17 protein-coding genes are annotated in these 24,434 nt (G+C 37.8%); 9 read left to right on the top strand and 8 right to left on the bottom strand.

The window, feature by feature from the left end; all coding sequences use genetic code 11:
* Window positions 1-19: 19 nt before the first annotated feature.
* Together HGD76_RS16810 and HGD76_RS16805 are read left to right on the top strand one after the other, a co-directional pair.
* A complete protein-coding gene (locus HGD76_RS16810) occupies window positions 20-322 on the top strand; it encodes a hypothetical protein (protein ID WP_168696465.1) in 303 nt (100 codons plus the stop codon).
* A complete protein-coding gene (locus HGD76_RS16805; RefSeq protein WP_168696464.1) occupies window positions 319-753 on the top strand; it encodes a type II toxin-antitoxin system VapC family toxin in 435 nt (144 codons plus the stop codon). The genes HGD76_RS16810 and HGD76_RS16805 overlap by 4 nt, the downstream gene beginning before the upstream one ends.
* 620 nt (window positions 754-1,373) lie before the next feature.
* On the opposite strand, the gene HGD76_RS16800 is transcribed toward HGD76_RS16805, so the two are convergent.
* The 4 genes from HGD76_RS16800 to tatC form a co-directional block, all read right to left on the bottom strand.
* A complete protein-coding gene (locus HGD76_RS16800; RefSeq protein ID WP_015080105.1) occupies window positions 1,374-2,363 on the bottom strand; it encodes a PRC-barrel domain-containing protein in 990 nt (329 codons plus the stop codon).
* 277 nt (window positions 2,364-2,640) lie between these two features.
* The gene (locus HGD76_RS16795; RefSeq protein WP_168696463.1) at window positions 2,641-3,990 is read right to left on the bottom strand and encodes an ABC transporter substrate-binding protein; all 1,350 of its coding nucleotides are present in this window, start codon (window positions 3,988-3,990) and stop codon (window positions 2,641-2,643) included.
* 499 nt (window positions 3,991-4,489) lie between these two features.
* Window positions 4,490-5,527 carry a pyruvate dehydrogenase (acetyl-transferring) E1 component subunit alpha gene (gene pdhA / locus HGD76_RS16790; protein ID WP_168696462.1) on the bottom strand — a complete coding sequence of 346 codons (1,038 nt, stop codon included), beginning with the start codon at window positions 5,525-5,527 and terminating at the stop codon, window positions 4,490-4,492.
* A 221-nt stretch (window positions 5,528-5,748) separates the two neighbouring features.
* Window positions 5,749-6,531: a twin-arginine translocase subunit TatC gene (tatC, locus tag HGD76_RS16785; protein WP_168696461.1), complete on the bottom strand. Its 783-nt coding sequence runs from the start codon at window positions 6,529-6,531 to the stop codon at window positions 5,749-5,751.
* 1,377 nt (window positions 6,532-7,908) lie between these two features.
* Here tatC and HGD76_RS16780 point away from each other — a divergent pair.
* The 6 genes from HGD76_RS16780 (at window position 7,909) to HGD76_RS16755 (ending at window position 16,214) form a co-directional block, all read left to right on the top strand.
* Window positions 7,909-9,246, top strand: coding sequence for a P-loop NTPase fold protein (locus tag HGD76_RS16780; protein ID WP_168696460.1), 1,338 nt, complete (start codon window positions 7,909-7,911; stop codon window positions 9,244-9,246).
* Window positions 9,216-14,303 (top strand): WD40 domain-containing protein, encoded by a 5,088-nt coding sequence (locus tag HGD76_RS16775; RefSeq protein ID WP_168696459.1) that lies wholly within the window; start codon window positions 9,216-9,218, stop codon window positions 14,301-14,303. Before HGD76_RS16780 ends, HGD76_RS16775 begins: the two co-directional genes overlap by 31 nt.
* 282 nt (window positions 14,304-14,585) lie before the next feature.
* Window positions 14,586-14,819, top strand: a complete 234-nt coding sequence (locus HGD76_RS16770; RefSeq protein ID WP_168696458.1) for a 2Fe-2S iron-sulfur cluster-binding protein — start codon at window positions 14,586-14,588, stop codon at window positions 14,817-14,819.
* Between the two features lie 6 nt (window positions 14,820-14,825).
* On the top strand, window positions 14,826-15,602 hold the full coding sequence (locus HGD76_RS16765; protein ID WP_168696457.1) for a TspO-related membrane protein: 777 nt from the start codon (window positions 14,826-14,828) through the stop codon (window positions 15,600-15,602).
* A gap of 11 nt (window positions 15,603-15,613) precedes the next feature.
* Window positions 15,614-15,964, top strand: coding sequence for a Tse2 family ADP-ribosyltransferase toxin (locus HGD76_RS16760; protein ID WP_168696456.1), 351 nt, complete (start codon window positions 15,614-15,616; stop codon window positions 15,962-15,964).
* Between the two features lie 31 nt (window positions 15,965-15,995).
* Entirely contained in the window at window positions 15,996-16,214 is a 219-nt protein-coding gene (locus HGD76_RS16755; RefSeq protein ID WP_148760048.1) for a hypothetical protein, read from the top strand.
* Between the two features lie 209 nt (window positions 16,215-16,423).
* On the opposite strand, the gene lnt is transcribed toward HGD76_RS16755, so the two are convergent.
* The 3 genes from lnt to HGD76_RS16740 all read right to left on the bottom strand — a co-directional run bounded on the left by lnt (window position 16,424) and on the right by HGD76_RS16740 (window position 21,266).
* A complete protein-coding gene (gene lnt, locus HGD76_RS16750; protein WP_233466901.1) occupies window positions 16,424-17,938 on the bottom strand; it encodes an apolipoprotein N-acyltransferase in 1,515 nt (504 codons plus the stop codon).
* 161 nt (window positions 17,939-18,099) lie between these two features.
* Window positions 18,100-20,733 carry a DNA topoisomerase (ATP-hydrolyzing) subunit A gene (gene gyrA / locus HGD76_RS16745; protein ID WP_168696454.1) on the bottom strand — a complete coding sequence of 878 codons (2,634 nt, stop codon included), beginning with the start codon at window positions 20,731-20,733 and terminating at the stop codon, window positions 18,100-18,102.
* Window positions 20,734-21,071: 338 nt separating this feature from the next.
* Window positions 21,072-21,266, bottom strand: coding sequence for a heavy-metal-associated domain-containing protein (locus HGD76_RS16740; RefSeq protein WP_168696453.1), 195 nt, complete (start codon window positions 21,264-21,266; stop codon window positions 21,072-21,074).
* Between the two features lie 269 nt (window positions 21,267-21,535).
* Here HGD76_RS16740 and HGD76_RS16735 point away from each other — a divergent pair, with 269 nt between their 5' ends.
* Window positions 21,536-21,958, top strand: a complete 423-nt coding sequence (locus HGD76_RS16735) for a KTSC domain-containing protein (RefSeq protein ID WP_168696452.1) — start codon at window positions 21,536-21,538, stop codon at window positions 21,956-21,958.
* A 71-nt stretch (window positions 21,959-22,029) separates the two neighbouring features.
* On the opposite strand, the gene HGD76_RS16730 is transcribed toward HGD76_RS16735, so the two are convergent.
* Complete coding sequence (locus tag HGD76_RS16730) at window positions 22,030-24,369, bottom strand: tetratricopeptide repeat protein (protein ID WP_168696451.1); 2,340 nt, start codon at window positions 24,367-24,369, stop codon at window positions 22,030-22,032.
* Window positions 24,370-24,434 lie beyond the last annotated feature (65 nt).

The following is a 24,434-nucleotide window of genomic DNA, read 5'->3' as shown; positions in this document are numbered from 1 at the left end:
CTTAATTCCGTTAATGTTTATGAACTTTCCTCTACAAATACAACGAAAGATAGAAAAATTAGCAAGCAGTCAGGGAATCTCTACTGAACAGTTTATTTTGCAAGCAGTTGCAGAAAAAATTAATGCTTTGACTCAGCAAATGGCTGAAGGAAATACGGAAATAAACTTACAAACAACTAATATAGTTCCTTCTAACCAAGCAAATGTATATCGAAAAGAGGGGATTTTGGTTATAAATGCGGAATTATCAGAAAACTTTGATTTTAATAAGTTTATAGATGAGTTGAGGGAAGAACGTATTCAGGATCAAATGGCTTTATGAAAATATTGTTTGATACTTCAGTCTTAGTGTCTGCATTAATTGTTAATCACCCGAAGCATTCTGTTTGTTTTTCATGGCTAAAATCAGCAGAGTCTAAAGCAGTTCAAGGCTTTATCTCGACTCATACTTTAGCTGAAACTTATTCTGTAATCACGCGCTTACCTATTCAGCCGCGTCTTACTCCTCAACAAGCTCAGAGCATTATAGTGGATATTTTACAGTACCTTGAAGCCATTCCACTACTATCCAATGACTATCAGACAGCGATCGCACAAATGGCAGCCTTAAACCTTCCTGGTGGCGGTATTTTCGATGCTTTGATTGCTCAAGCTGCTCTAAAAGCGGAAGTAAATGTTCTCCTAACACTGAATCCCAATCATTTTACTCGTTTGGGGAATGCGATCGCTAATATTGTACAAGTTCCTGAATAACTGTGATATTTGCATACTTTATCACCTGCTTGTTTCTGATTATAGCGATCGCACCATAACTAGATTGATATAATACATAACTACTGTAATAATTAGATTCTGTTTATTTGCGTAAACCTATATGTCAAAATTTAACCAAATCCAAAACGAATTGCGACAACTGGATGGTTGAGCATTTCAAAAGCCTGCGGATAATTACCTCTACAAAAACAATACTATTGCCAAATTACGAGGGTGAGATGATAATGCTTTAACCATGAACTCCCGTTTCTCGCTCTTGCTTGGCAAAAACAATCAGCCTTAAAAATTCCTTAAAGGTTTCCGACAAGGATTTTTTAAATGTATTGACGGTAGGATAAGGGTTTTAGATTCTAAATTACCTTTTCATCGAAACGCTTATGTATGCTTATTATTGCCGCTTTTGCCAAAAATTATCAAGGCTCTTATTTTGGCAATAGTATTGATAGAGCAACATATTCAATGGTTACGAGAAGAAATTGAAAGAGAAAAGAAGAATAACTTTATGAGCGACTAAATTACAACCTTGTTATCATCCTCTTAGTAAAGTTATGCAAAAAAAATAACCCCCTCATACTTATAGTAGAGGGGGTTTACAAAACTTAATATCCGCCTTCTTCTTCGTATTCCACCTGTCGTTCCTTGACCTTTTTGGGAATATTCACAGGCTTTGGTGCATCATCCCAAGCATCAGTTTCGAGATCATCATCATAGTCATCATACTGATCTGCGTAGGTCTTTTTAGCAGGCTTGGCTGCGGTTCTGGGTGCTTCCTGATAACTATCTCTGACTGTTTCGTCACTCCAGTTATCTTCTTCATCTTCATCATACTGAATTGACTCATAAGAACGGGCTTTCATGACTTGCCGCTGGGGTCTTTCTTCCTCTACGTAGTCTTCCGTCCATTCCTCTTCCTGGGCTATGGGTTCAGGAATGCGAACTTTTGGCCGGGGTGCTTGGAGGGGTACACCGCTAGGTAATTGATTGCTGGGGGCAACTGTGCGGGGGGGCGTATAGCCAAATTCCTCTTCTGCATCTCGTTCCCAAGGGGCTTTACCAATTCCCAGCCGTTCTAAAACGCCTACGGTTAATTGGTTTACTCTTTCTTCAGCACCTTCAAACACAATTAAGCGACTCGGACCAGTGCTGACAACTTCATCTATGGACAGTTCATAGGTACTCAAAAACTGGTCAGGAATTTGCGGTAATCCCAAGGAGGCAATGACTATAGAGTATATTTTACCCGTTTCGCCATTAAATTTAAAGCCTCTCACCTTGCCTAATACTTCACCTGTTTCGGTGATGACTTCCCAGTTCATCAGGTTGCTGAGAATCTCTACTTCTACATCTTCGATGACATCCTCGTTATCAACTAAGATGACATCACCGATTTGGTTGATGGTGTTGAGATACATATTGCGAGGCAAACTAGAAATAGAGATGAGGCTGTCCCGCAGACTAAGTGCCACAACCTCTCTTTGATCAATATCAACCCAGATTTGACTCACGATACCTAACCGCTTACCGTTGTCGCGGGTGATTACCTGAGTGTTTAATATATCTGAACGTCTAACTATTTGTTCTGAAGTCATTCTATAGTTCTTCCTGTTCGCGTAGCGTGCCGTAGGCAATCTCGAATCCGGTTTATGTATATCACTATTTTTAACAGAAATTTGTCAGTTGTCAGTTGTCATTGGTAAGATGAATTTCTCTGGCCTTTCTTCCTCATTGTAAGTTGTCGTGCCAACAAATTCCACCATGATAATTTGATCTCAAACCTTCAAAGAATTTAAACTCAAATCCTTACCATACCTAGTTTATAGTCTTTGACTGTTCATAGCAGCATTGTCACATTTCCACCATTTCGACCTATTGTGGATCAATTAGGACAAATTCATACTTGGCTGTAGTGGATCTTACTTGCACCAATCTGGGACGAGTATAGCGATCGCCAGTAGGTAAGAATTTCACCACCTCTCCTGCTCCCGTTGTTGAAAACTCGGGATTGCGGAGTGTTGCTTGTAGTTCGCTCCGTGTGCTGGCTTTTTTTAATCCCTGAATAATTGCCTGAGTCGCATCGTAAGCAGTCGCCGTCCGCCAGTTAACTTGACCACCCCAAAGCTTGGTTGCTTGTTTGGTAAAAACACTAGCCTTTTCCATTTGAGGATGCCAGACAACAGGCATTGTTAACCCATTAACATCACTTCCACCTGATTGCAATGTTTGCATCGTATACATACTGGGACTACTGAAAAGTGCTAGTCGGCTTTTATTACTGCGAGCAATGTCAATTGACTTTTCCAATTGATCGATGTGAGGAGTAAGTAAAATAGCATCGGCTCCACTGCTAATAGCTTGAGAAATAGAAGTAGATGGATTGAAACTAGCTGATGCCATATCGCAGTCAATGTTAATTAACTGACCACCATCTGCAATTAGGGATGCGGTGAATTCGTCTCTAAATGTAATATTATCAGGAGCTTGAGAATTATAGCAAGTCGCTACACGGGATTTGCGTGCTACCTTGAGGACATATTTTACTAATGGTTCTGCCAAGAACCGACTGCTAGGAAGCGCACGAAAAATATAGCTGCCAAAACCTACTAGTTCTTTTGTAGAACTGGTTGGAGTAATCATCACTAGTTGTCCAGACTGATAGATGGCAGCGGCTGCCAGTGATGCTTCGCTGGCGTTATGTCCCACGACCGCCAGCACTTGAGGATCTGCTATTAAAGCTTTCGCTACTTGCTTGGCAATGTCTGGATTGTTTTCGTCGTTGATAATTTCAACCTGTAAGCCCTTACCATTGATACCTCCAGATCGATTAATTTCATCTTGTGCCTGAGCCACACCCCGGAGTAGTTCTCGAGCAACGTTGAGGTTACTCCCAATGGGGACACTGACAGCAATTTTCGGGGCATTATCGCTGACAAAACGAGCATTATTTAGATAAATTAAGGTTTCTGGGTCATTCTGTTGCTGAATTAAGGCTGCTTGGAATTTAGCGATCGCCGTGGGGTAGTCCTTCTTCGCAAACGCGCTAACACCTGCTTTTTTCTCAGGAGTGGCATCAGCAAGAATTAGCAGCTTTTCACCCCAACTCATCCGTTCTTGGATCGAAAGATGATATGCAACTAATTTTGGCATACCCAAAAGCAAAGCAAAGCCTAGCACAATAAACACGATTGGTGGCAGACCCTGTTTAGTTTTTAATCTCATTTTTCCTCTACTGTCTAAGCGATTTAGTCGTTGGGTAGTATGTTAATTCTGTGTATTTTGTAGGGATTGTCTAAAAAATTATTAGTTTTGTCCCAGTTTACACCAAAAGCATCTGTCTTAGGCACTTCCTCATAAAAATATGCGACACATTTTGGACATGAAGTCTTATGGGATAAGGGATTCAGAATTAACACACTAGGCTCTGCCTAATATAATTGTATCCTATACAACTATAACCCTTAATAAATTTGATGAGTATAAGCTTTATTACATCTAACTTGCATATTTTTGAATTGGGAAAAAAGCATAGCGTTGGCGATCGCTATATTGAAGCATAAAAATCAAAAATTATATCGCTGAAGCTCCTTCTTTCTGCCCCTGGAGCGTGTTAACGAAGCGGGGCGAAGCCCGACAAATTCATCTCTTTAATCACCAACGCTATCTATTTTTGATATTCCCTGATTACCCATTACCTATCACCCATTACCCATGACCCAAATTAAACGTCTTCGGCAAAAATGAAGCGATATAACTCGCTAGGATCTGGTTCAGGGCTGCTTTGGGCAAATTTAACCGCGTCCTCAATTACAGCCTGAATTTTCTTTTCAATATCTTTGAGTTCTGCTTCTGTAGCTAGATTTTGTTCCACTAAATAACCCGCTAACTTTTTAATGGGGTCACGAGCAAACCAAAATTCTTTTTCTTCTTTGCTTCGCATTTCGTCTGGGTCAGCTAGAGAATGACCCCGGAAGCGATAAGTCAGAGCTTCAATTAAAGTTGGACCTTCTCCTGCACGGGCGCGGGCTACGGCTTCCTGAGCCACCTGACGCACTGCTAGAACATCCATACCGTCAACTTCCACACCCACCATGTTAAACACACTGGCTTTTTTGTATATCTCTGGTTGGGAAGTTGCCCGTTCGTGAGACATACCAATTGCCCACTTATTATTTTCGACCACAAAGAGAATTGGCAATTTCCATAAAGCTGCCATATTCAATGTTTCAAAAAATTGACCGTTGTTAGCAGCACCGTCACCAAAGAAGCAAGCGGTTACTTGGTCAGCGTTTTTGTCTCCCAGAACTTCCCGACGATATTTAGATTGAAAAGCAGCACCAGCAGCCACGGGAATACCTTCGGCTACGAAAGCATAACCACCTAATAGGCGATGTTCAGCCGAAAACATATGCATAGAACCACCGCGCCCTTTACTGCAACCTGTGGCTTTACCAAATAATTCTGCCATGACTTCTCGTGCGGGTACTCCGGCGCTTAAAGCATGAACGTGGTCACGGTAGGTACTGGAAACGAAGTCTTCACCGGGGCGCATTGCACCTTTGACAATGCCGCTACAAACTGCTTCTTGTCCGTTATATAGGTGGACAAAACCAAACATTTTTCCTCTATAGTACATTTCGGCACATTTATCTTCAAATAAACGTCCTAATGTCATATCTTCGTATAAGCCCAATCCTTCTTCTTTGGTGATTTGGACTGTGGCAGTATTAAATGTGGGTAACGTGCGCTCTTGAGCCATGCTGGTGAAGTATCCCTATTGTAAAAGTTAAAGTTAAGTTGGTTTTAGATAACGTTAGCTATAAATTAGCCAGCGTTGACAAAACTAATTTATCAAGCCTCATTTTATAGGATAGCAATGAGGATAACTGGCTTTCTGCATAGCGATTAACAATTAAGTAAATTACTGGTTAGGAAATAACGAACAACGAACAACTGACCACTGACCACTGACAAGTTGAATTATTTGCCAATGATTTTGACTAGTCCAATCCCCCCAAAGTATAGTCCTAAAACCGCACCAGCTAAAAGACTTTGGGTCAGAGGATCGGTAGAAGGTGTCAGCACTGCTCCCAAAATTACTGCTGTCATAATTACATAACGCCAACCTTTTAACATGATTTGTGAGGAGACAATTCCCAAGGTAGCGAGCAAAATTTGAATAACTGGAACTTGAAATGCTAGTCCTGTGGTGAATAACAATAACAACACAAAGTCAAAATACTTGTCAATTGACCAAAGTTGCTCAACAACATCAGCACCATAATTAATGAAGAATTGTAAAGCAGCGGGAATGAGTGCAATGTAAGCAAAAATTAAGCCGCATACAAATAATACGCTTGAACCTAGCACCACAGGGATGACTAAACGCCGTTCCCGCACGGTGAGGCCAGGAAGTACAAACTGGATAATTTGATAAAGAATGAAGGGAGTAGCCAGGATTAAACCACCGTAAGCAGCAACTTTCATGGAGACAAAGAAAAATTCTCCCGGAGCTAATTGCAGAAATTTAACGCCGTGAGCAGGAACTTCTAGTAGTTGTACTAGGGGTTTGACGAAAATAAAACAACCGATAATACCCACTACTACCACTATGAGGGCATAGAAAATTCTTTGCCGCAACTCCTCCAGGTGGTCAAATATGGACATTTCCACTTCACCTGGTAATTCATCTAGCGGGTTAATAGATGGTTCTGGGTCTAAGCCGGGGGAATTTATGGTATCTACGTCTTGTGAAGAGGTCATGAGTAGGAAAAGTGGGAAACATTTGTTAGGCAATCTTCGTTCACTATTTTATAGGGAATCCGCTCGAAAACTTTTGGAGTTGTAAATAAGTCAGGAAAATAGCCGTATTTATTTTTGGTAGCATTTCTATTTTTATTTTTATTTTTACATTTGGACTTTGATTTTGCATTTGTATTAATTAGCACAAAATAGATTTTGTGCATTTCTAAATTATTACTACTTGATACATAAGTATTAATTGCAGATTTTATATCCTTTTATGCAGTATTTCCTAGCTGTATAGCTTGTTAAATCTGGTTTTTTTATGCTTTAAAAAAAATACTCTAAATTTACGATTAAATACAAATGTACTTTAAATTACGTTCTGTTCTATGTTGACGGATAATATTTATATTTGTTTCTGGTCAAAAAAAGATTTTTTTATCCGGGATTTTCCCATAGTAAATGTATACGTATCAAGCACGTTATCTTGTGGTTAAATTAACTCTGCCAGGGGGGTAAGAGTGGATTTGTCCATCACAGATATAACTTTAATCTGTGAATCAATGAAAACAATAACTTGTTTATCTCAGTCTGGGATCAATCAAAGATGTAGTTGGGTAAAACCAAGTATAAATCTTGATTTACTCCTATACTGACTAGACAAGAATATACTAATGCGCTTTAAAGTTGCATTCTTTGTAGTGTCTTATTTGAGACTATAAACAGATTTTTCTGGCAATTTTTATAACTATTAGCTGATTAATAAGTTTTCACGATTGATCAAAATAATGTTGCTGATTACGCAATAGAAATCTGAATTGAATTTAGATATGAAAAAAACAATTGGTGTAGGACTAATGGTGTTGTCAGTTTATCTGTGCAATTCCAGTGCTTGTTTTGCAGGGAATAAGCTGTCTAGAGATAATGCTCAAGCAAGAATCGAAAATTATACTCAATCACAGTTAGTGGTTAATGTCTCTGGTAGAGATGAGCCACAAGGAGATTGTTTACGTACAGGTACATGCAAGGACTAATATTTTTTGATTACAAAGTAATATTTGTAACCGAGCTTAAATAATTAGCGTTAAGCGAGATTTATCAGATCATCAGATTTTTTCTCAACTTTCAATATTGGATATATCTTGGTTTGCTTAGGTAGAGGGAGTAATCCAGATGTTATCTATGCTTGTTTATCAGGGACTACTACTTTTTTGATTTTGTTCTGAATGTATTCAAGTAAATACTGATTTTGGATTTTCTTGCGTGAAGATGTGAAGAAAAATCTAAAATTAGTTATGTTTCTATACCTGGTTTTTGCGGATATGTTTGGTTTTCCACTGTAAAAGAGATAGTGACAGATCATGTTATGACCATTACAGCGTGAATTAATTTTTTATGCTTCTTAACTTAGAAAGATTTTATCAAGCTTGTAATCCTTCCCGGCCGTTGATGATTGAGAATGTAGACGACCGGATGTATTATATTGATTTTACTTCAGTCCGTGGGGGAAAAATTATTGAAGCTCTGCTGCGGACTATTACAAAGATTTCCCCAAATATACCAACCTGTCAATTATTTACGGGACATTTGGGCTGTGGAAAATCTACGGAATTGCTACGACTCAAGGCCGAGTTGGAAGCGCGAGATTTTCATGTTGTCTATTTTGAGTCTACCCATGTTTTAGAAATGGTAGATATAGATATTACAGATATTTTATTAGCGATCGCGGGTTTGGTGAGTGAAAACTTGGAAGCGATGAAACTGCGTGTCCAACCTAGTTACTTTACTAAGTTGTTTAGGGAGTTGGTAGATTTTTTGCAAACGCCTTTAGAATTGGGGGTAGAAGCGGAATTATCTGTGGGGATTGCCAAAATTACGGCGAAAACTAAAGAAAGTCCTCAGTTACGCAGACGGTTAAGAGACTATCTAGAACCACGCACAGAAAATATCTTACAATCAATTAATAAAGAGCTATTAGATCGGGCTAATTTGGAGCTAAAAGCTAGGGGGAAGAAGGGATTGGTGGTGATTGTGGATAACTTGGATCGGGTGGCGGTTCGTCCTTTACCGTCTGGGCGATCGCTACCAGAATACTTATTCATTGATCGAGGAGAACAATTAAGAAAATTGAATTGCCACATAGTTTACACAATTCCCTTAGCTTTGACATTTTCTAATGATAGTGCGGAACTACAACATCGTTTAGGAGGTGGAGTTGCACCGAAAGTATTACCAATGATTCCCGTGCGGCAACGTTCTGGAGAAATTAATACAGAAGGACTAGGATTAATGCGACAAATGGTATTAGCAAGAGCCTTTCCTGACAGATCACCAACAGATCGTTTAAATTTAGTTACCCAATTATTTGATCATCTAGATACTCTAGATCGTTTGTGTTTGATTAGTGGTGGTCATGTCCGCGACTTATTAGGGCTACTATTTGATTGTTTACGAGAACAAGATCCACCTTTTGACCGCAAATGTGTAGAATTAGTAATCCAAAGACAACGAGATTACCGGGCTAATGCCATTGATCTGGATGAAAGTGAATTAATCTTGCAGGTAATCCAAGATCAACGAGTTAGAGGCAATGTAGAGTACGATATTTTATTACGGAGTTTATTCGTATTTGAATATCGTGATCACCAGGGAGTTTGGTTTGCACTTAACCCAGTTTTAGCAGAAACCGAAAAATTTAAATTATGGTTAAAAGACAGCAAGCAGAGAATATAATCGCTGCTAATCAACAGTCTTTACGTAGTTTAGAAAGAGCAATTACCTTTTCTAAAAATCAGTTTTCAGTTATCTTGCTGTGCTGTAACTACGAATTTCTGCGAGATATAATCCGGCAACAACTAGCAATTAATGGTTGGGGAAATGAGCGTATTCAAAGTATTACTTTAGCCGAAAATGCTACAAGTTTATATACCACTATTCAATTACAACTTACCATTAATCAACCTGCCGGATTAATGATTATGGGGTTTGAATCAATCTATGAAATAGATGATCTCCTGCGTTCTATTAATCAAGTCCGAGATGAATTTCGTAAACGTTATCAAATCCCCATGATTTTTTGGGTAAATGATGAAGTGTTACAGAAAATCCTGCGGTTAGCTCCCGATTTTGCCAGTTGGGCAGCTACACCAATTAGATTTGAAATGACTTCTATTGGATTACTAGAATTTCTCTACCAAGAAACTGACGATCTATTTACGAGAGTTTTAGAAAGTAATTATGCACAAGGTAATCCTGTCACCTTAGAACAAGTATGGATTAGCAGTGATCAACTGCATTATGCAATTAAAGAATTGTATGATAGGGGGATTGAGATCGAAGCAGAATTAAATGCTAGGTTAGAATTTATTTTTGGCATAGATGATTATGTCAATAATCGGATTGATTCTGCCTTAAATAACTTTCAGAAAAGTTTGCGTTTTTGGCATCATCAAGAAAACTTATGGCTAACAGAATATGCAACTGATAGAACAGCAGAATTATCTGATTCATCCTATGCTGATCTTTTAAAACGGTCAATTTTATTATTTTATATTGGATTATGTTGCTGTCGTCTTGCCGAACAAAATCCTAAATCAAGAGAAAGATATTGGCAATCAGCTAAAACATATTTTCAGCAATGTTTACAAACATTTGAAATTGCTGGACGGATAGATTTAGTTTCGGAATTTATTGAACAATTATTAGAAGTCTTATATAGTTTAAAATCATGGACAGTATTAGAAGTTGTCGCTAAAAAATCCCTAGAGTTACATCAAATATATGGTAGGAAAATCCAATTAGTTTGTGATTATGGTTTTTTAGCACAGGTAGCTGTACATAATTCCAACTGGATACAAGCTAGTATTTTAGCGCATATATCACTATTACAATTAGAAACAGAAAAAAATCACCCAGAATCAAATCATTATTTATTTCCTCTGATATTAGAACAAATTTATTTATTAACTTTAGCAGAAGCCCTCAATCATCTAGGACAAATAACGGGAGCAAAAGAATATATAAATGCAGCATCTCAACAACTGTCATCAGCTTTAGAAAACAGTGAACATAAATATGATGCCCATCGTTATATTCGCTTATTACATAATTTAAGATCATTATACTTTCAAGTAGGACACTATCTTCAAGCCTATATTATTAAACAAAAACTCCGTTCTGTAGAACAACAATATGGTTTTGTCCCCTTTATTGGGGCTGGACGGCTACAACCGCAAAGACAAGTCACCAACCCCACTTTAATATCTACATTTGCCAGTAATAGTATAGCCTTAGAAATTGCCGCTTCTGGTAGAGAATATGATGTTAATAACTTAATTGGGAGAATTAGTCGTGCAGACCAAAAATTAATAGTTATTCATGGACAGTCAGGTGTTGGTAAAAGTTCTACTGTTACGGCTGGCTTAGTTCCCGCACTACAAAACCGGGCTGTTGGTGATCAAATTGCTGTACCAGTTGTCCTCCAAGTCTATACAGATTGGTTAGGAGAATTAGGTAAATCCTTTACCAAGGCCATGTTAGAAATGCAAAAAATATCAGCCATGGAAACAGAATTTCGATCTGATATTTCTATACCTACAACTATTAATAGTATTTTGCAACAATTACGGGAAAACGCAGATAATCATTTAATTACAGTGTTAATTTTTGACCAATTTGAAGAATTTTTCTTTGGTGATACAGATATTCAGAAAAAACAAATATTTGATCAATTTATTAGTGATTGTTTAGGTGTATCTTTTGTGAAAGTTATTTTGACTTTGCGCGAAGATTATTTACATCGCCTTCTAGATTTTAAATGTCTTTCATCAATCGAAACAATTAATAATAATATTCTTGACAAAAATATTCGTTATCAACTTAATAACTTTTCTCCTGAAAATGCCAGAAAAATCATTCAGAAATTAACTGAACGTTCACATAATCAATCCCAACTCAAATTAGAACCAGATTTAATTGATGCGTTAGTTGCTGATTTGTCTTCAGAACTGGGCGAAATTCGTCCGATAGAATTGCAATTAGCGGGCGCACAATTACAAGATAAATATATTACTACCCTTGCCCAGTATCAAGCATATCGTCCCAATAAGTTAATTCAAACATATATTCAAGAATTAATTAAAGAATGTGGAAAAGAAAACGAACGGGACGCTCTCCTGGTTTTATATTTATTAACAGATGATCATAACAAAAGACCTTTTAAAACCCGGACAGAATTAACATTAGAACTCTCAGAGTTAGAAGATCCTAGTAACTTAGACTTGATTTTAGATATTTTAGTTCGCTCCGGGTTAGTTGTGATATTTCCCAATGTTCCCGAACGCTATCAATTAATTCATGATTATTTAGTCAGCTTAATTCGTTATTTACAACAACAGGAATCTGGATTACAAACACAAATTAATACATTACGGGATCAGGTTAGAAATAGTTATCAAGAAATTGAACGACTTAAAAGTGAATTAAGAAAAACTCAGAACGGCGTTAGTTTAGAACAGACACACCATTCACAAGGAGATAATTTACTGGCAGAATTAAGAGAATTACGAAAGCGAGAAGAAGCAAGTCAAATAGAAATTCAACATTTACGCACAGAATTAAAAGAAAAAGAGTTACTTGCAAAATTAGCCGATAGCCAAGAAAAACAACGTTTGGGTGCAATTAGATTAAATATTGCCCTGAAAATAGCCTTAACAGCTTCTATTATTGCTATGTTTGCCTTAACTACTTCTGTGATTACGTCCACAGATAGTGAAATGAAAACTCTAAGTGCATCTAGTGAGACTTTATTTGCTTCTCAAAAAGGTATTGATGCTCTCAAGGAAAGTTTGAAAGCAGGAAAAAAATTAAAAAAAACTCTATGGATAGATACTTCTACTCAAGAGAAGGTATTAACTGCACTATATCAAGCGGTTTATGGAGTCAAAGAACGTAATCGTTTAGAAGGTCATTTGTCGGGAATCAGAATGGTGACATTTAGTGCAGATAAATCTTTAATAGCTTCAGCTAGTGCAGATACAACAATTAAACTTTGGAGTCCTAATGGTCTTTTAATCAACACTTTATCAGGACATGAAGATGTAGTAAATAGTGTTATTTTTAGTCCTGATAGTCAAATGTTAGTTTCCGCTAGTCAAGACAAAACAATTAAACTCTGGAGTCGAAAAGGTAAACTACTCAAAACTTTACTAGGTCATACATCTATAGTGAATAGTGTAAGTTTCCATCCTGATGGTCAAATTATCGCCTCTGCAAGTACCGATAAAACCATAAAATTGTGGAATCAAGAAGGTAAACTACTAAAAACATTATCTGGTCATAAAGATGCTGTTTTAGCCGTAGCTTGGTCTAATGATGGGAAAATTTTGGCTTCTAGCAGTGCTGATAAAACCATAAAATTGTGGAGTAGCAAAGGTCAATTAATCAAAACTTTACCAGCCCATGAAGATGCTGTTTTAGCTATAGCTTGGTCTAGTGATAGTAAAATTTTGGCTTCTGCAAGTTTAGATAAAAAAATCAAATTATGGAATCAAGAAGGTCAATTACTCAAAACTCTTTCTGGACATAGCAACGGTGTTATTAGTATCAATTTTAGCAGCAGCGATCATACTCTAGCATCTGCTAGTATGGATGAAACAGTTAGAGTTTGGAGTATTGATGGTAATTTACTAGGAACTCTGCGAGGACATAATGGTTGGGTAAATAGTGTTAGTTTTAGCCCTGACCGACTAACTTTAGCATCTGCTGGTAGAGATAAAACTATTATTTTGTGGCGTTGGGATAGTCTAATTTTACCTAATCCCCAAGCTAATAATGATTGGGTAACAAGTATTAGTTTTAGTCCTGATAGTAATACTATTGCCGGTGCTTGTTTGGATAAAACAATAAAAATCTGGAATCGGGAAGGTAAATTACTCAAAAAATTCATAGCCCATAATGATCAAGTTTGGGCTGTAGCTTGGTCGCCAGATGGTAAAATTATTGCTTCTGCTAGTAAAGATAAAACTATAAAATTATGGCATCAAGATGGTAAATTATTAAAAACATTATCTGGTCATAATGATCCAGTTTTAGCTGTAGCTTGGTCGCCAGATGGTAAAATTATCGCTTCTGCTAGTAAAGATAAAACCATAAAATTATGGAATCAAGATGGTAAATTACTAAAAACTTTAAATGGTCATACTGATGCTATTAATTGGGTGAGTTTTAGTCCTAATGGTAAATTTCTAGCCTCCGCTAGTGATGATAAATCAGTAAAAATATGGACAAGTAATGGCGAAATGATCAAAAATTTAACTGGTCATACTCGCAGGGTAAATGGTGTAGCCTGGTCGCCTAATGGTAAATTATTAGCTTCTGTTAGTCTTGATAGTACGGTGAAAATTTGGAGTGAGAACGGTCAATTACAAAAAACCCTGATGGGGTATGGTGATGGTTTTATTAGTGTTAAGTTTAGTCCAGATGGTAAAACTCTAGCCGTTAGCAGTGATAATAAAATCAGGTTGTGGAATCAAGAAGGTGTTTTAATGATGGTTTTAAAAGGTGATGCAGAAGATCTAAGCAGCGTTAGTTTTAGTCCAGATGGTAAAATACTAGCGGCTGGTAGTGGTAATAGTCATGTAATTTTACGGAAGTTATCGGATATGACATTAGAAAGATTACTGGAAAGTAATTGCCATATATTAAAAAATTATCTACTATATAATCCAAACCTGACCAGAAGCGATGCCTATAAAGAGGAAAGTTATAGAACTTTATGTCAAAATAATTAGGGGAATAATTAGGGCTTGCTGAAAAAGTCTTTTCCTGAGGGCTAGGAGTCAGGAGTCACCGAGTCAGGAGGAAGAATTAGAAGGAGAGAAGAATAGTTTCAAATTTCAGAAAGTGATAGGTTTTTAATGGTTTCAATCCTTATTCCTTGCACCTAATTCACTTTTTTAACCGGGAAACTCTTAATCTATCTAGGTTTTCGGTTTATTCAGTAAGCCCTAATTAGTGATTTATAATTCTTCTTTTTCATCTATTCTTTAGCAAATAAAAAGCCATATAAGACTATGCAAATTACTTTTTTACCAGATGATATCACCGTTAATGCCGAAGTAGGAGAAGCTTTGTTAGATGTCGCAGAACGGGCTGGAGTATCCATTCCTACCGGTTGTTTAATGGGAACTTGTCACGCTTGTACTGTAGAATTAGATGATGGTGAAGTTATCCGGGCTTGTATTACCGCAGTTCCACCAGGAAAAGATAAATTAACGATACATCTTTTTAGTGATCCAACTTGGTAATTATCTATGCAGCAATCTACTTCTAATCATCATCAAGATTTTATCCGACAACTAATAACTTTAGTTGCTGTTGTTGGTGCTTTTGTGGTGAATGTAGCATCAAATATTTTTCCCTTAAATGGACTGAGTATAGGGGCAATTTCTAACACTTTATTTAAAGATGTGTTGATTATTCCTGCTAACTATGCTTTTGTCATTTGGGGAGTGATTTATTTAGGATTATTTGCTTTAGCAGTTTATCAATTTCTACCTAACCAAAAACAGGATGCAGATTTACGCAAAACAGGTTATCTGTTAGTGATTGCTTCTGTTTTTCAAAGTATTTGGGTGTATTTATTTTTGTCTAGACTTTTTGCTTTTTCTGTTGTGGCTATGTTCGGTATTCTCATACCGCTGATGGCTATTTATCATATTTTAGGCATTGGCAAAAAGCGGGTATCTCAAACGAAAAAGTTATGCTTGCATAATCCTGTGAGTATTTATTTGGGTTGGATTTCTGTGGCAACTGTGGTAAATGTGGCTTCTGCACTATATTTTTATGGTTGGAATGGTTGGGGTATTAATAGTCAAGTTTGGACTATGATTATGTTAGTTATAGCAACAACGATTGCGGCTGTGATTGCAATTAGGTACAAAGATATTCCCTATACTGGTGTTACGGTTTGGGCATTAATAGCGATCGCTGTTAAACATAGTAATATTGATGTATTGCGTAATTTAGCGATATTTTTGGCATTTATCTTGACAAGCATTATGCTATTTAAGACACAAATTAAAGACTAAAAGCCCAGTTAATGGACAAAACACCAATTACTCTTTATCGACAAGGAAATGCCAATTCCCCCAGAATGGATAATGTTCGCCCTAATAAAGATATAGCTTGCTATGATAAAGATGGGCAAGTGTGGGTTATGACTACTTTAGCAGATGGGGAATCAACAGGCGGAATATCAACATTTGCTAATCCAGGATATGGTAAAAATTGGTGGCAATTACAAGCAGGAACAAAAATACCAGAACAGCTAGAATTAGTTAATGACTATGATAATCATTGGCTGTGGAAACCCATTCAAGATATGCCATTGGAGGATTATAAAGAAGTATTGCAACAGATAGGCACATATTTCTCTAAAGTTAATGAATAGTAGTGACAATCATATCTAGAAGGAATTAGCTATGGATTTATCATTTAAAGACATCAAATTTATGATCGAAGCTGTTGATAATTTGATGGTAAAATACCAAGAAAGAATTAATCAAATTGAAGACTTGGATGAATATGAAGATGAAGTTTCTGATCTAGGAAATGACATAATGTTTTTATCATCACTCCGCAAAAAAATAGATGATAGTTTAAATGATAGTCTTAGAGGTTGTTTGGAAAGTATCAGATGAAACCCATAATCTCCAAAAACCTAACCCCCCTGCCCCCCTTCCCTACCAGGGAATGGGGTTTTCAAAGCCTCTCCCCGCGTCGGGGAGAGGTTTGGAGAGGGGTCAATTTATACATTCAAAACTTTTCAAACATCCTCTTAGGCAGCAAGCAAATACTTCTATTTTCAGACCACTTTCTATTGGGAGAGGAAAATACAGTAGAGAGGAAATCAAAAAAGCCAAATTAAAGCACTTAGAAGCAACAATAAAGGGGTCAACCAATCACCCCACTGCACATATAAAGTCTGAGTTTGACGAGGATAAATAGTTTCTGCATGAGTTTGATAGGTGTTATAAGCCGATTTCCAGAGAGTTTGCCCATGGGGATTAATAAATGCCGAATAACCTGTATTTGTTGCCCTCACAGCCCATCTATCAGTTTCAATTGCCCGCATGATATCCTGGGCATGATGTTGATTTGCCATTGCTGCCGTATAATGGGCATCATTGGAAGAACTGAGCATAAATTTTCCCCCCATAGAAGCTTGATATCGGAAGTTTTCCGCAAAAGCTGATTCATAACAAATACCAATAATTACTCTTCCAAAAGGAGTATTAAAAATTTGCTTGGCTTTACCCGGAACTTGGTGTGCTTCTAGCGGTGATAGACGTTGAATAATTCCCCCTAAAATATTTTCAAAAGGAATATATTCTCCCAATGGCACAAGTTTAGATTTATCATAGCGGCTAGTAATTGCCCCATTCCCAAGAACCGTAAATAAACTATTTGTATAACTACTTCCTTGTTCACCAAATGCACCTATCCAAGCTATTACACCCTTTTCCCGAATAGCTGCGAATAAAGGAGTTTGAAGTAAATCACGAGAAAAAATAGGTATAGAAGCCTCCGGGGTAAGAACAGCTTGGACACCTTGATTAGTTAAACTTAAATATCCTTCAGTGTAAGCTGTCATAGCCCGACGTAAACCTTCAGGAAGAACCTTAATTTTATTAGGAATATTACCCTGAATAATGCCAATTTTCAAAGCCGTACTTGGGGTTGAATTTAGGGGTGCAGTGTAGAGAATAAAACCGATAAAATGAGAAATAATTAATAACGAAACAGCCAAAATTAAATAACCATTGACAAAACCTTTCCCTAAACTCCCCTCCTCCTTTGCGCCTTTGCGCCTACCCTTAGGGATCTCTAAGAGAGATTGCGTGAGATATTCCGCAATTAAACCATTAAACGCCACAATTACCGCTGTTACAGTATTTGGTCCAGAAAGCTGTCCTAAATGTAAAATTACCAGATTTTGCGGTGATTGAGTGTAAGCCAGAGAACTCCACCATAGAGGACTTGCACTCCAGAGGCTTTCTAAGCCACACCAAATGGCTGTACCAATGAGAACACGCAACCAAGGATTTCCCCTATCTAGACGCACCATTAAAGCTGCCCAAACAGAGACTAATATCCCCCCCCAAAGGCTAATAAATGCCCAACAAAGGAGGGTAATAATTAAACTAGGCAACCAGGGGACACCTAACCAATCCATTGGATGAATCCCTGTAATCCATGACAAGGCAACTCCGTGATAACCGATACCCCAAATTAGGGCAAGGGGCAGGGGGCGGGGGGCAGGGGGATCTGTTTTGGATGTATATTTAATAATTAGTATCCATAGGGGTACAAGGGCAATCCAGGCTAGAAACCATGCACCAATAGGGGCAACGGTCGTTCCCATGAATATGCCACTGATAAAAGATAAGGTATAATATTTAATGGATTTAGAAATCTTTTGCTGTCCGAGTTTGATCATCTCCTTGTGTCCTAAAGTACCTAAAGGAAGGAATTCAGATCCCCGACTTCTCTAAGAAGTCGGGGATCTTGTTTCTTGTTAATTGTCTATTCTGCTTCTTCTAGCTCCCCATTATCACCTGTGTCGGGGGGGACAATTGCAACTCCGGTAATGGCATCATCTTCGTCTAGACGTTGCACTCTGACTCCGGTGGCTGATCTGGATTGAATAGAAATGGCATTGACCGCTTGACGAATAATGATACCGCGATTGGTGGCCATCATGATTTCTTCGTCGCTGTTGACAATTCGCAAGGTGGCTAATTTGTCTTTGGTTTTGCGGTTTTTGAATTTGGTGGCCATTAAACCTTGACCAGCACGGTTTTGCAGTCGAAATTGAGAAACGGGAACGCGTTTGCCATAACCGCCCATGGTAATCACTAATACCCAAGGTCCGGTACTGTTGGCGTTGCTGACTTCTACAATTTCCTCGCTATTTTCGATTTCGGCAATTTCTGCGGTTTCTACAATTTCTTCAATTTCTGCGGTTTCTTCGATTTCTTCGCTTTCCCCTTCTATGACAGTAGCTAAGGTATCAAGAATAGCCGCAGGAAGGATGTCCATACCGATGAGTTCGTCTTTGTTCTTGAGTTTCATGGATTTTACACCACGAGTGGCTCTACCCAAGGGACGCAGTTGATCATGAGTACAGCGGAAGTGAATGGCCATACCTTGACGTGAACCGATAATGATGCTGTCTTCTACTCTAGCTCTTCTCACCCAGCGCAGTTGGTCGCCTTCTTCTAAGGATATGGCAATTAATCCGTTGGCGCGAATGTGGCTAAATGCTTCCAGGACGGTTTTTTTGATGTTACCGCCTTTGGTGAGCATGACGAGATATTCTTCGCTGCTAAATTCGTCTACGGGGACAATAGAGGTAATTTTTTCTTCTTTGGGAATGGGCAACATTTGTACAATCGGTGTCCCCCGACTGGTGCGCGAACTGACGGGAATTTGATATGCTCTCAGGCAATACACGACTCCGCGATCGCTAAAGAATAAGATACTATCATGGTCGCAGCAGGTCAAAAAATGCTCAATGGTATCATCATCTTTGACTTTTGCCCCCGCTTTACCTCTGGTAGCCCGACTTTGGGATTCAAAGGTGTTGACGGGCATCCGTTTGATGTAACCTTGTTCTGTTACTAGAATAATCGCCTTTTCATTGGCAATTAAATCAATATCATCTATGTCTCCTTCCCCATGAGTAATTACTGTTCTCCTGGGTGTGGCAAAGCTGGTTTTAATTTGACTAATTTCCGTTTCAATGATTTCTAGCACCCGTTCCCGTCTAGCTAAAATATCCTCTAAATCGCTAATTTTAACTTGTAAATCGTCGTGTTCGAGGCGAATTTTATCGGCTTCTAATGCTGTTAACCGCCGTAGTTGCATTTGCAAAATTGCGTCTGCTTGCACTTCCGACAGTCCGTAGGTGGTAATTAACTCACCTTTGGCTGTGGGTGCGTCCGGTGCATGACGAATTAAAACAATAATTGCATCTAATCGTGATAGGGCAATTAATAAGCCTTGTAATAGGTGATCTCGTTCCTGGGCTTTCCTGAGTTCGTAGCGAGTCCGGCGTTCAATGGAGAGAATGCGGAAATCTAGGAAGACGCTGAGGAAACGTTTGAGGTTCAGGGTTTGGGGTTCACTGTTGACCAGTGCCAACATATTCGCCCCAAAGTTAGACTGTAAAGGGGTTTGTTTATAAAGATTGTTTAAAACGACGCGGGGATAGGCATCACGTTTTAATTCTATGACAATTCTCATGCCGTCACGATCGCTCTCGTCCCGGATATCGGAAATGCCCTCAATGCGTTTATCATTCACCAATTCGGCAATTTTTTCAATTAATGCCGCTTTATTGGTTTGGTAAGGCAATTCGGTGATGATAATTGCTTCCCGTTCGGGACGGTTGCGTTGGGTAATGGTTTCAATATTAGCCACACCCCGCATGGTAATTGAACCGCGTCCAGTGGTATAAGCTTCTTTAATGCCAGTGACTCCCAATATCTGCGCCCCAGTCGGGAAGTCGGGACCGTGAATATACTGCATTAACTGAATGTCAGTTATTTCGGGATTGTGAATTAGTGCCACTAATCCATCAATCAATTCTCCCAAGTTGTGCGGAGGAATATTTGTGGCCATTCCCACAGCAATCCCCGAAGAACCATTGAGGAGAAGTTGAGGAATGCGGGAGGGTAAAACTGTGGGTTCTTGTTGAGAACCATCGAAGTTATCGGCAAAGTCTACGGTTTCGGCTTCAATATCCTGGAGGAGGGCTACACTGGTTAGGGCGTGCAGACGACATTCTGTGTACCGCATTGCCGCCGGCGGATCATTATCCACTGAACCAAAGTTACCATGTCCACTGATGAGAGGCGATCGCATGGAGAAATCCTGCGCCATCCGCACCAAAGCATCATACACTGCTGTATCACCGTGGGGGTGATATTTACCCAAAACTTCCCCGACCACACGGGCGCATTTCCTGAAAGGGCGATCATGTAGTAAACCCAGTTCGTGCATGGCATAGAGGATGCGACGATGCACAGGTTTGAGACCATCCCTAGCATCTGGCAGCGCCCGACCTACAATGACGCTCATGGCGTATTCTAGATAAGACCGCGACATTTCACCTCGCAAATCCGTCGGGATAATCCTCTCCTGTGAGGTTGTCATAAACTCGAAAACTCCAAAAAAATGTAGATTTTAGGCTTCAACTTGACAAAAGACAAAATTATGTCAAATTAACTTTGAATAGTTGTCATATTTTGCTATAATTCTAACATATTGTGACGCAATTCGCACAAATACTATCCAATATCGAAAAATAGTCAATTTACAACTTATATAAAAAGGCTAGATTCTTGAAAACAATCTATAAATCTGATTGATTAATTGCATCTAAAATAACTTTTCAAAATGAAAACAGAAGGACAAATAATTTCCAAATTTCCCATCATATTCAGCCGAAATAACAAAATCCCCGACTTCTCAAAGAAGTCGGGGATTTGATTTTAAGCAGGAGGATAACCAGCAGCAGTCAAAGCTTCTTTAATAGCAGTTTCTGAAGCTTGAGTATCTACATTGACAAACTTGGTTTTGGTATCAGCTTCCACAATAGCATTAGTATCAATAGCTTTAACTGCCTTGGTTATATTACTAGCACAAGCAGAACAAGCCATTCCGGGAATAGTCAGTGTGATTGTCATAGGTAAAAAATGAGTGGGAACTCAATTAAAAGTCACAAAAATATGCGTCTTAACTAACTGCATTATGCTTTAAAAGAAAGTATATCTTAAATCTTCTAGATTAATTAGTCAAGAAAGAACAATTGTTGATTTTTTGCGCCAGAAAAGCTAGTACCGCAGGGTAGATTTCCACCAATTTCCTGTGGTAGTTGACAGCCAAACACGAATGTAGTAACTTCGTACTATATAAATTTGGTTCTCAATGTCATCTACCTCTAGGGAGTAAAGCAATGAAGCTATCTAAAATGGATTTAAGCAGTTTATTGGCAATTTCTCACTCTGAGGGATATTTGCAATTATTACTCGACAGAGGCAACGAGTTTGAATTAATGCAAATTTCCGCACCAGTAGAGGCTTACGAAGGCTTAAAACAACTAAATGAGATAATTTCTGATACTGTACCCGCAGAAGAAGAAATTCCCATGCTACCTGTTAATTCTTCTGTAGCTTATGCAATTGGTTATGATGCTGATTCACAAATTTTGCAAGTAGAATTCCAAAGTGGTGAAGTTTACCAATATTTTGATGTAGAAGCAGAAACTTGGGAAGATTTTCAATCAGCAGATTCCATTGGTGAATTTTTTAATCAAGAAATCAAAGGTAATTATGAATGCGATTGTATAGATAATATATATGATGATGAAGATTATTAAAATCAAAAACTGTAGGTTGGGTTGACGCAAGGAAACCCAACACAAAGTTTAATAATTTAGGTTTCCTAATATCAACCTTGAATTAATGTTTGAAAATCTGGCTCATTTTTAATGTCATCAAAATCAATATCAGTTGCAGCATCTTCTCGATAACTGGGATTAAATTCCATAGCTTTTTGCAGATTTTCCAAAGCTAATTCCACCTTTCTTTGGAGTGCATAACAGGCAGCTTTATGATAATATGCGCTAGGATAATCAGATTTAATTTCTAATGCTTTATCAAAACTGATAATTGCTTGATCATCTTCTCCCAACATTACCAAAGTGTAACCCCGTTTATCCCAGACTTTAGGAGAATTGGGTTGAAATTCTAAAGCTTTATCAAAAGAAGTAACTGCATCTTCATAACGTTCTAATTCTAGCAAAGATAAACCACGATTTACCCAAGCAACTCCATCATCAGGTTTAATTTTAGTAGCTTTATCAAAACAGTTAAAAGCCTCTTGATGTTTTCCTAGATTTCCACAAGCCACACCAATATCACACCAAGCTTGATGATATTCAGGATTGATTTTAATGGCTTGATTATAGGAAGCTATAGCATCTTTATAGCGTTTTAGACGATTGAGAATTATCCCCCGTTTTAGCCAATTTTCTGGATTTTCAGGTTGAATTTTAATGAGTTGTTCGTAAATAGCTAAAGCATCTTCATGGCGTTTTTCTAAAAATAGTATTTCTGCTTGTTTGATATAATCATCAATAGAAACTTCTGGTTGTAATGGTTCTGGTGCTTTTTCTGGTGTTGGAGTAGGTGTAATTTCCGCTAACTCTTTGAGAATTATATCTTTACATTGTTGAGCATCAATTTCCAACTTTTGCAAATTTTCCAGAATAGTAACTTGCTGTTTTTGCACATCATTTTGTAAACCGGAAAACTGAGATGTAAATTCTCCACCCGACTTTTCTAAATTCTCAATAATTTGCTGTTGTCGTTGTTGAGCATTATTTTGTAATTCTGTAAGTTGCTGAGAAAATTCAATTTCCAACTTTTGCAAATTTTCCAGAATAGTAACTTGCTGTTTTTGCACATCATTTTGTAAACCGGAAAACTGAGATGTAAATTCTCCACCCGACTTTTCTAAATTCTCAATAATTTGCTGTTGTCGTTGTTGAGCATTATTTTGTAATTCTGTAAGTTGCTGAGAAAATTCAATTTCCAACTTTTGCAAATTTTCGAGAATAGTAACTTGCTGTTTTCGCACGTCATTTTGTAAACCGGAAAACTGAGATGTAAATTCTCCACCCGACTTTTCTAAATTCTCAATAATTTGCTGTTGTCGTTGTTGAGCATTATTTTGTAATTCTGTAAGTTGCTGAGAAAATTCGCTTTGTAATTTACCAAAATCCTCAAGTAATTGATATTTTTGAACTTGGGTATCAGTTTTTAATTCAGTAATGTCTGACTTAAATATATTATTCAGGTTTTCGATATTACCTATAACTATATCTTTTTGATTTTTAACATCTAATTGAAATTGAGATAATTCATTATTAAATTCTGATTGTAATTTCCCTAAATTCTCAACAGTATGAAATTTCTCTTGTTGAGTTTCCGACTCTAACTCTTGAAATTGAGATATCAAATCAGCGCGAGATTGTTCAATATCACTAACAGCGATATCTTTTTGATTTTCTACTTCTGACTTGAGTTGGGTAAATTGAGAAAATAACTGAAATTCTAACTTTTTGATATTGTCAATTGTAATTTTTTGCTGTTGAGCAGATAAGGTTAATTGTTCTAGTTGAGTATTTAATCTAAACTCTAAATTACTAATATTCTCTTGAGCAGATTTAACTTCAATTTCCAAAGCTGTTAAAAACTCTTGTTTTGATTTAGGTAAATCAGATAAAAGAATAGATAAATTTTCTTCCTCACCATGAATCTTTTGTTTAAGTGTATTAACTTCCTGTGCTAATTCTTGAGTAGTATTTTTAGATGCTTGAATCAGTTTTTTTGCTTCTGCTTGAACCGTAGTTAATTGAGTTTGCAAATTTTCAATTCCTTGAATTTGCTGCATTGCTCGTTCGACAATTTCTCTAATTACTGCTCGACGAAAAAACCATAACATGGCAATTAAGGCCACAGGAAATAAACTTAAAATAGTCAACCAGATATTAAGCAAAGTATTCGTGCGAGTAAAAGCCCGTTCAAAATCAGATTGAACTTGTTTTTGAGTTCTGGTTTCTTGTCGCAGTCGCGCTAATTCTTCCCGTTCCTGATTTGATAGTACCTGAGCAGTAGCAGATGGTACAGAATAACCACTGATAAAAGCCGTTGATAGCAGTAAGGGTGACAAGAAAATGGCACTTTTTAAAGCCAGATTTGAGAACATGGGGTTTTTGCTGTTCATAACAATTTTCCCTATCCAGTGGTGATTTTTTGCAGAAGCGTGATTGGATGTTAGGGTAGCTGTTT

The organism is Dolichospermum flos-aquae CCAP 1403/13F (assembly GCF_012516395.1).
Taxonomy (GTDB): Bacteria; Cyanobacteriota; Cyanobacteriia; order Cyanobacteriales; family Nostocaceae; genus Dolichospermum; species Dolichospermum lemmermannii.
This window is presented reverse-complemented; position numbering and strand designations above follow the sequence as displayed.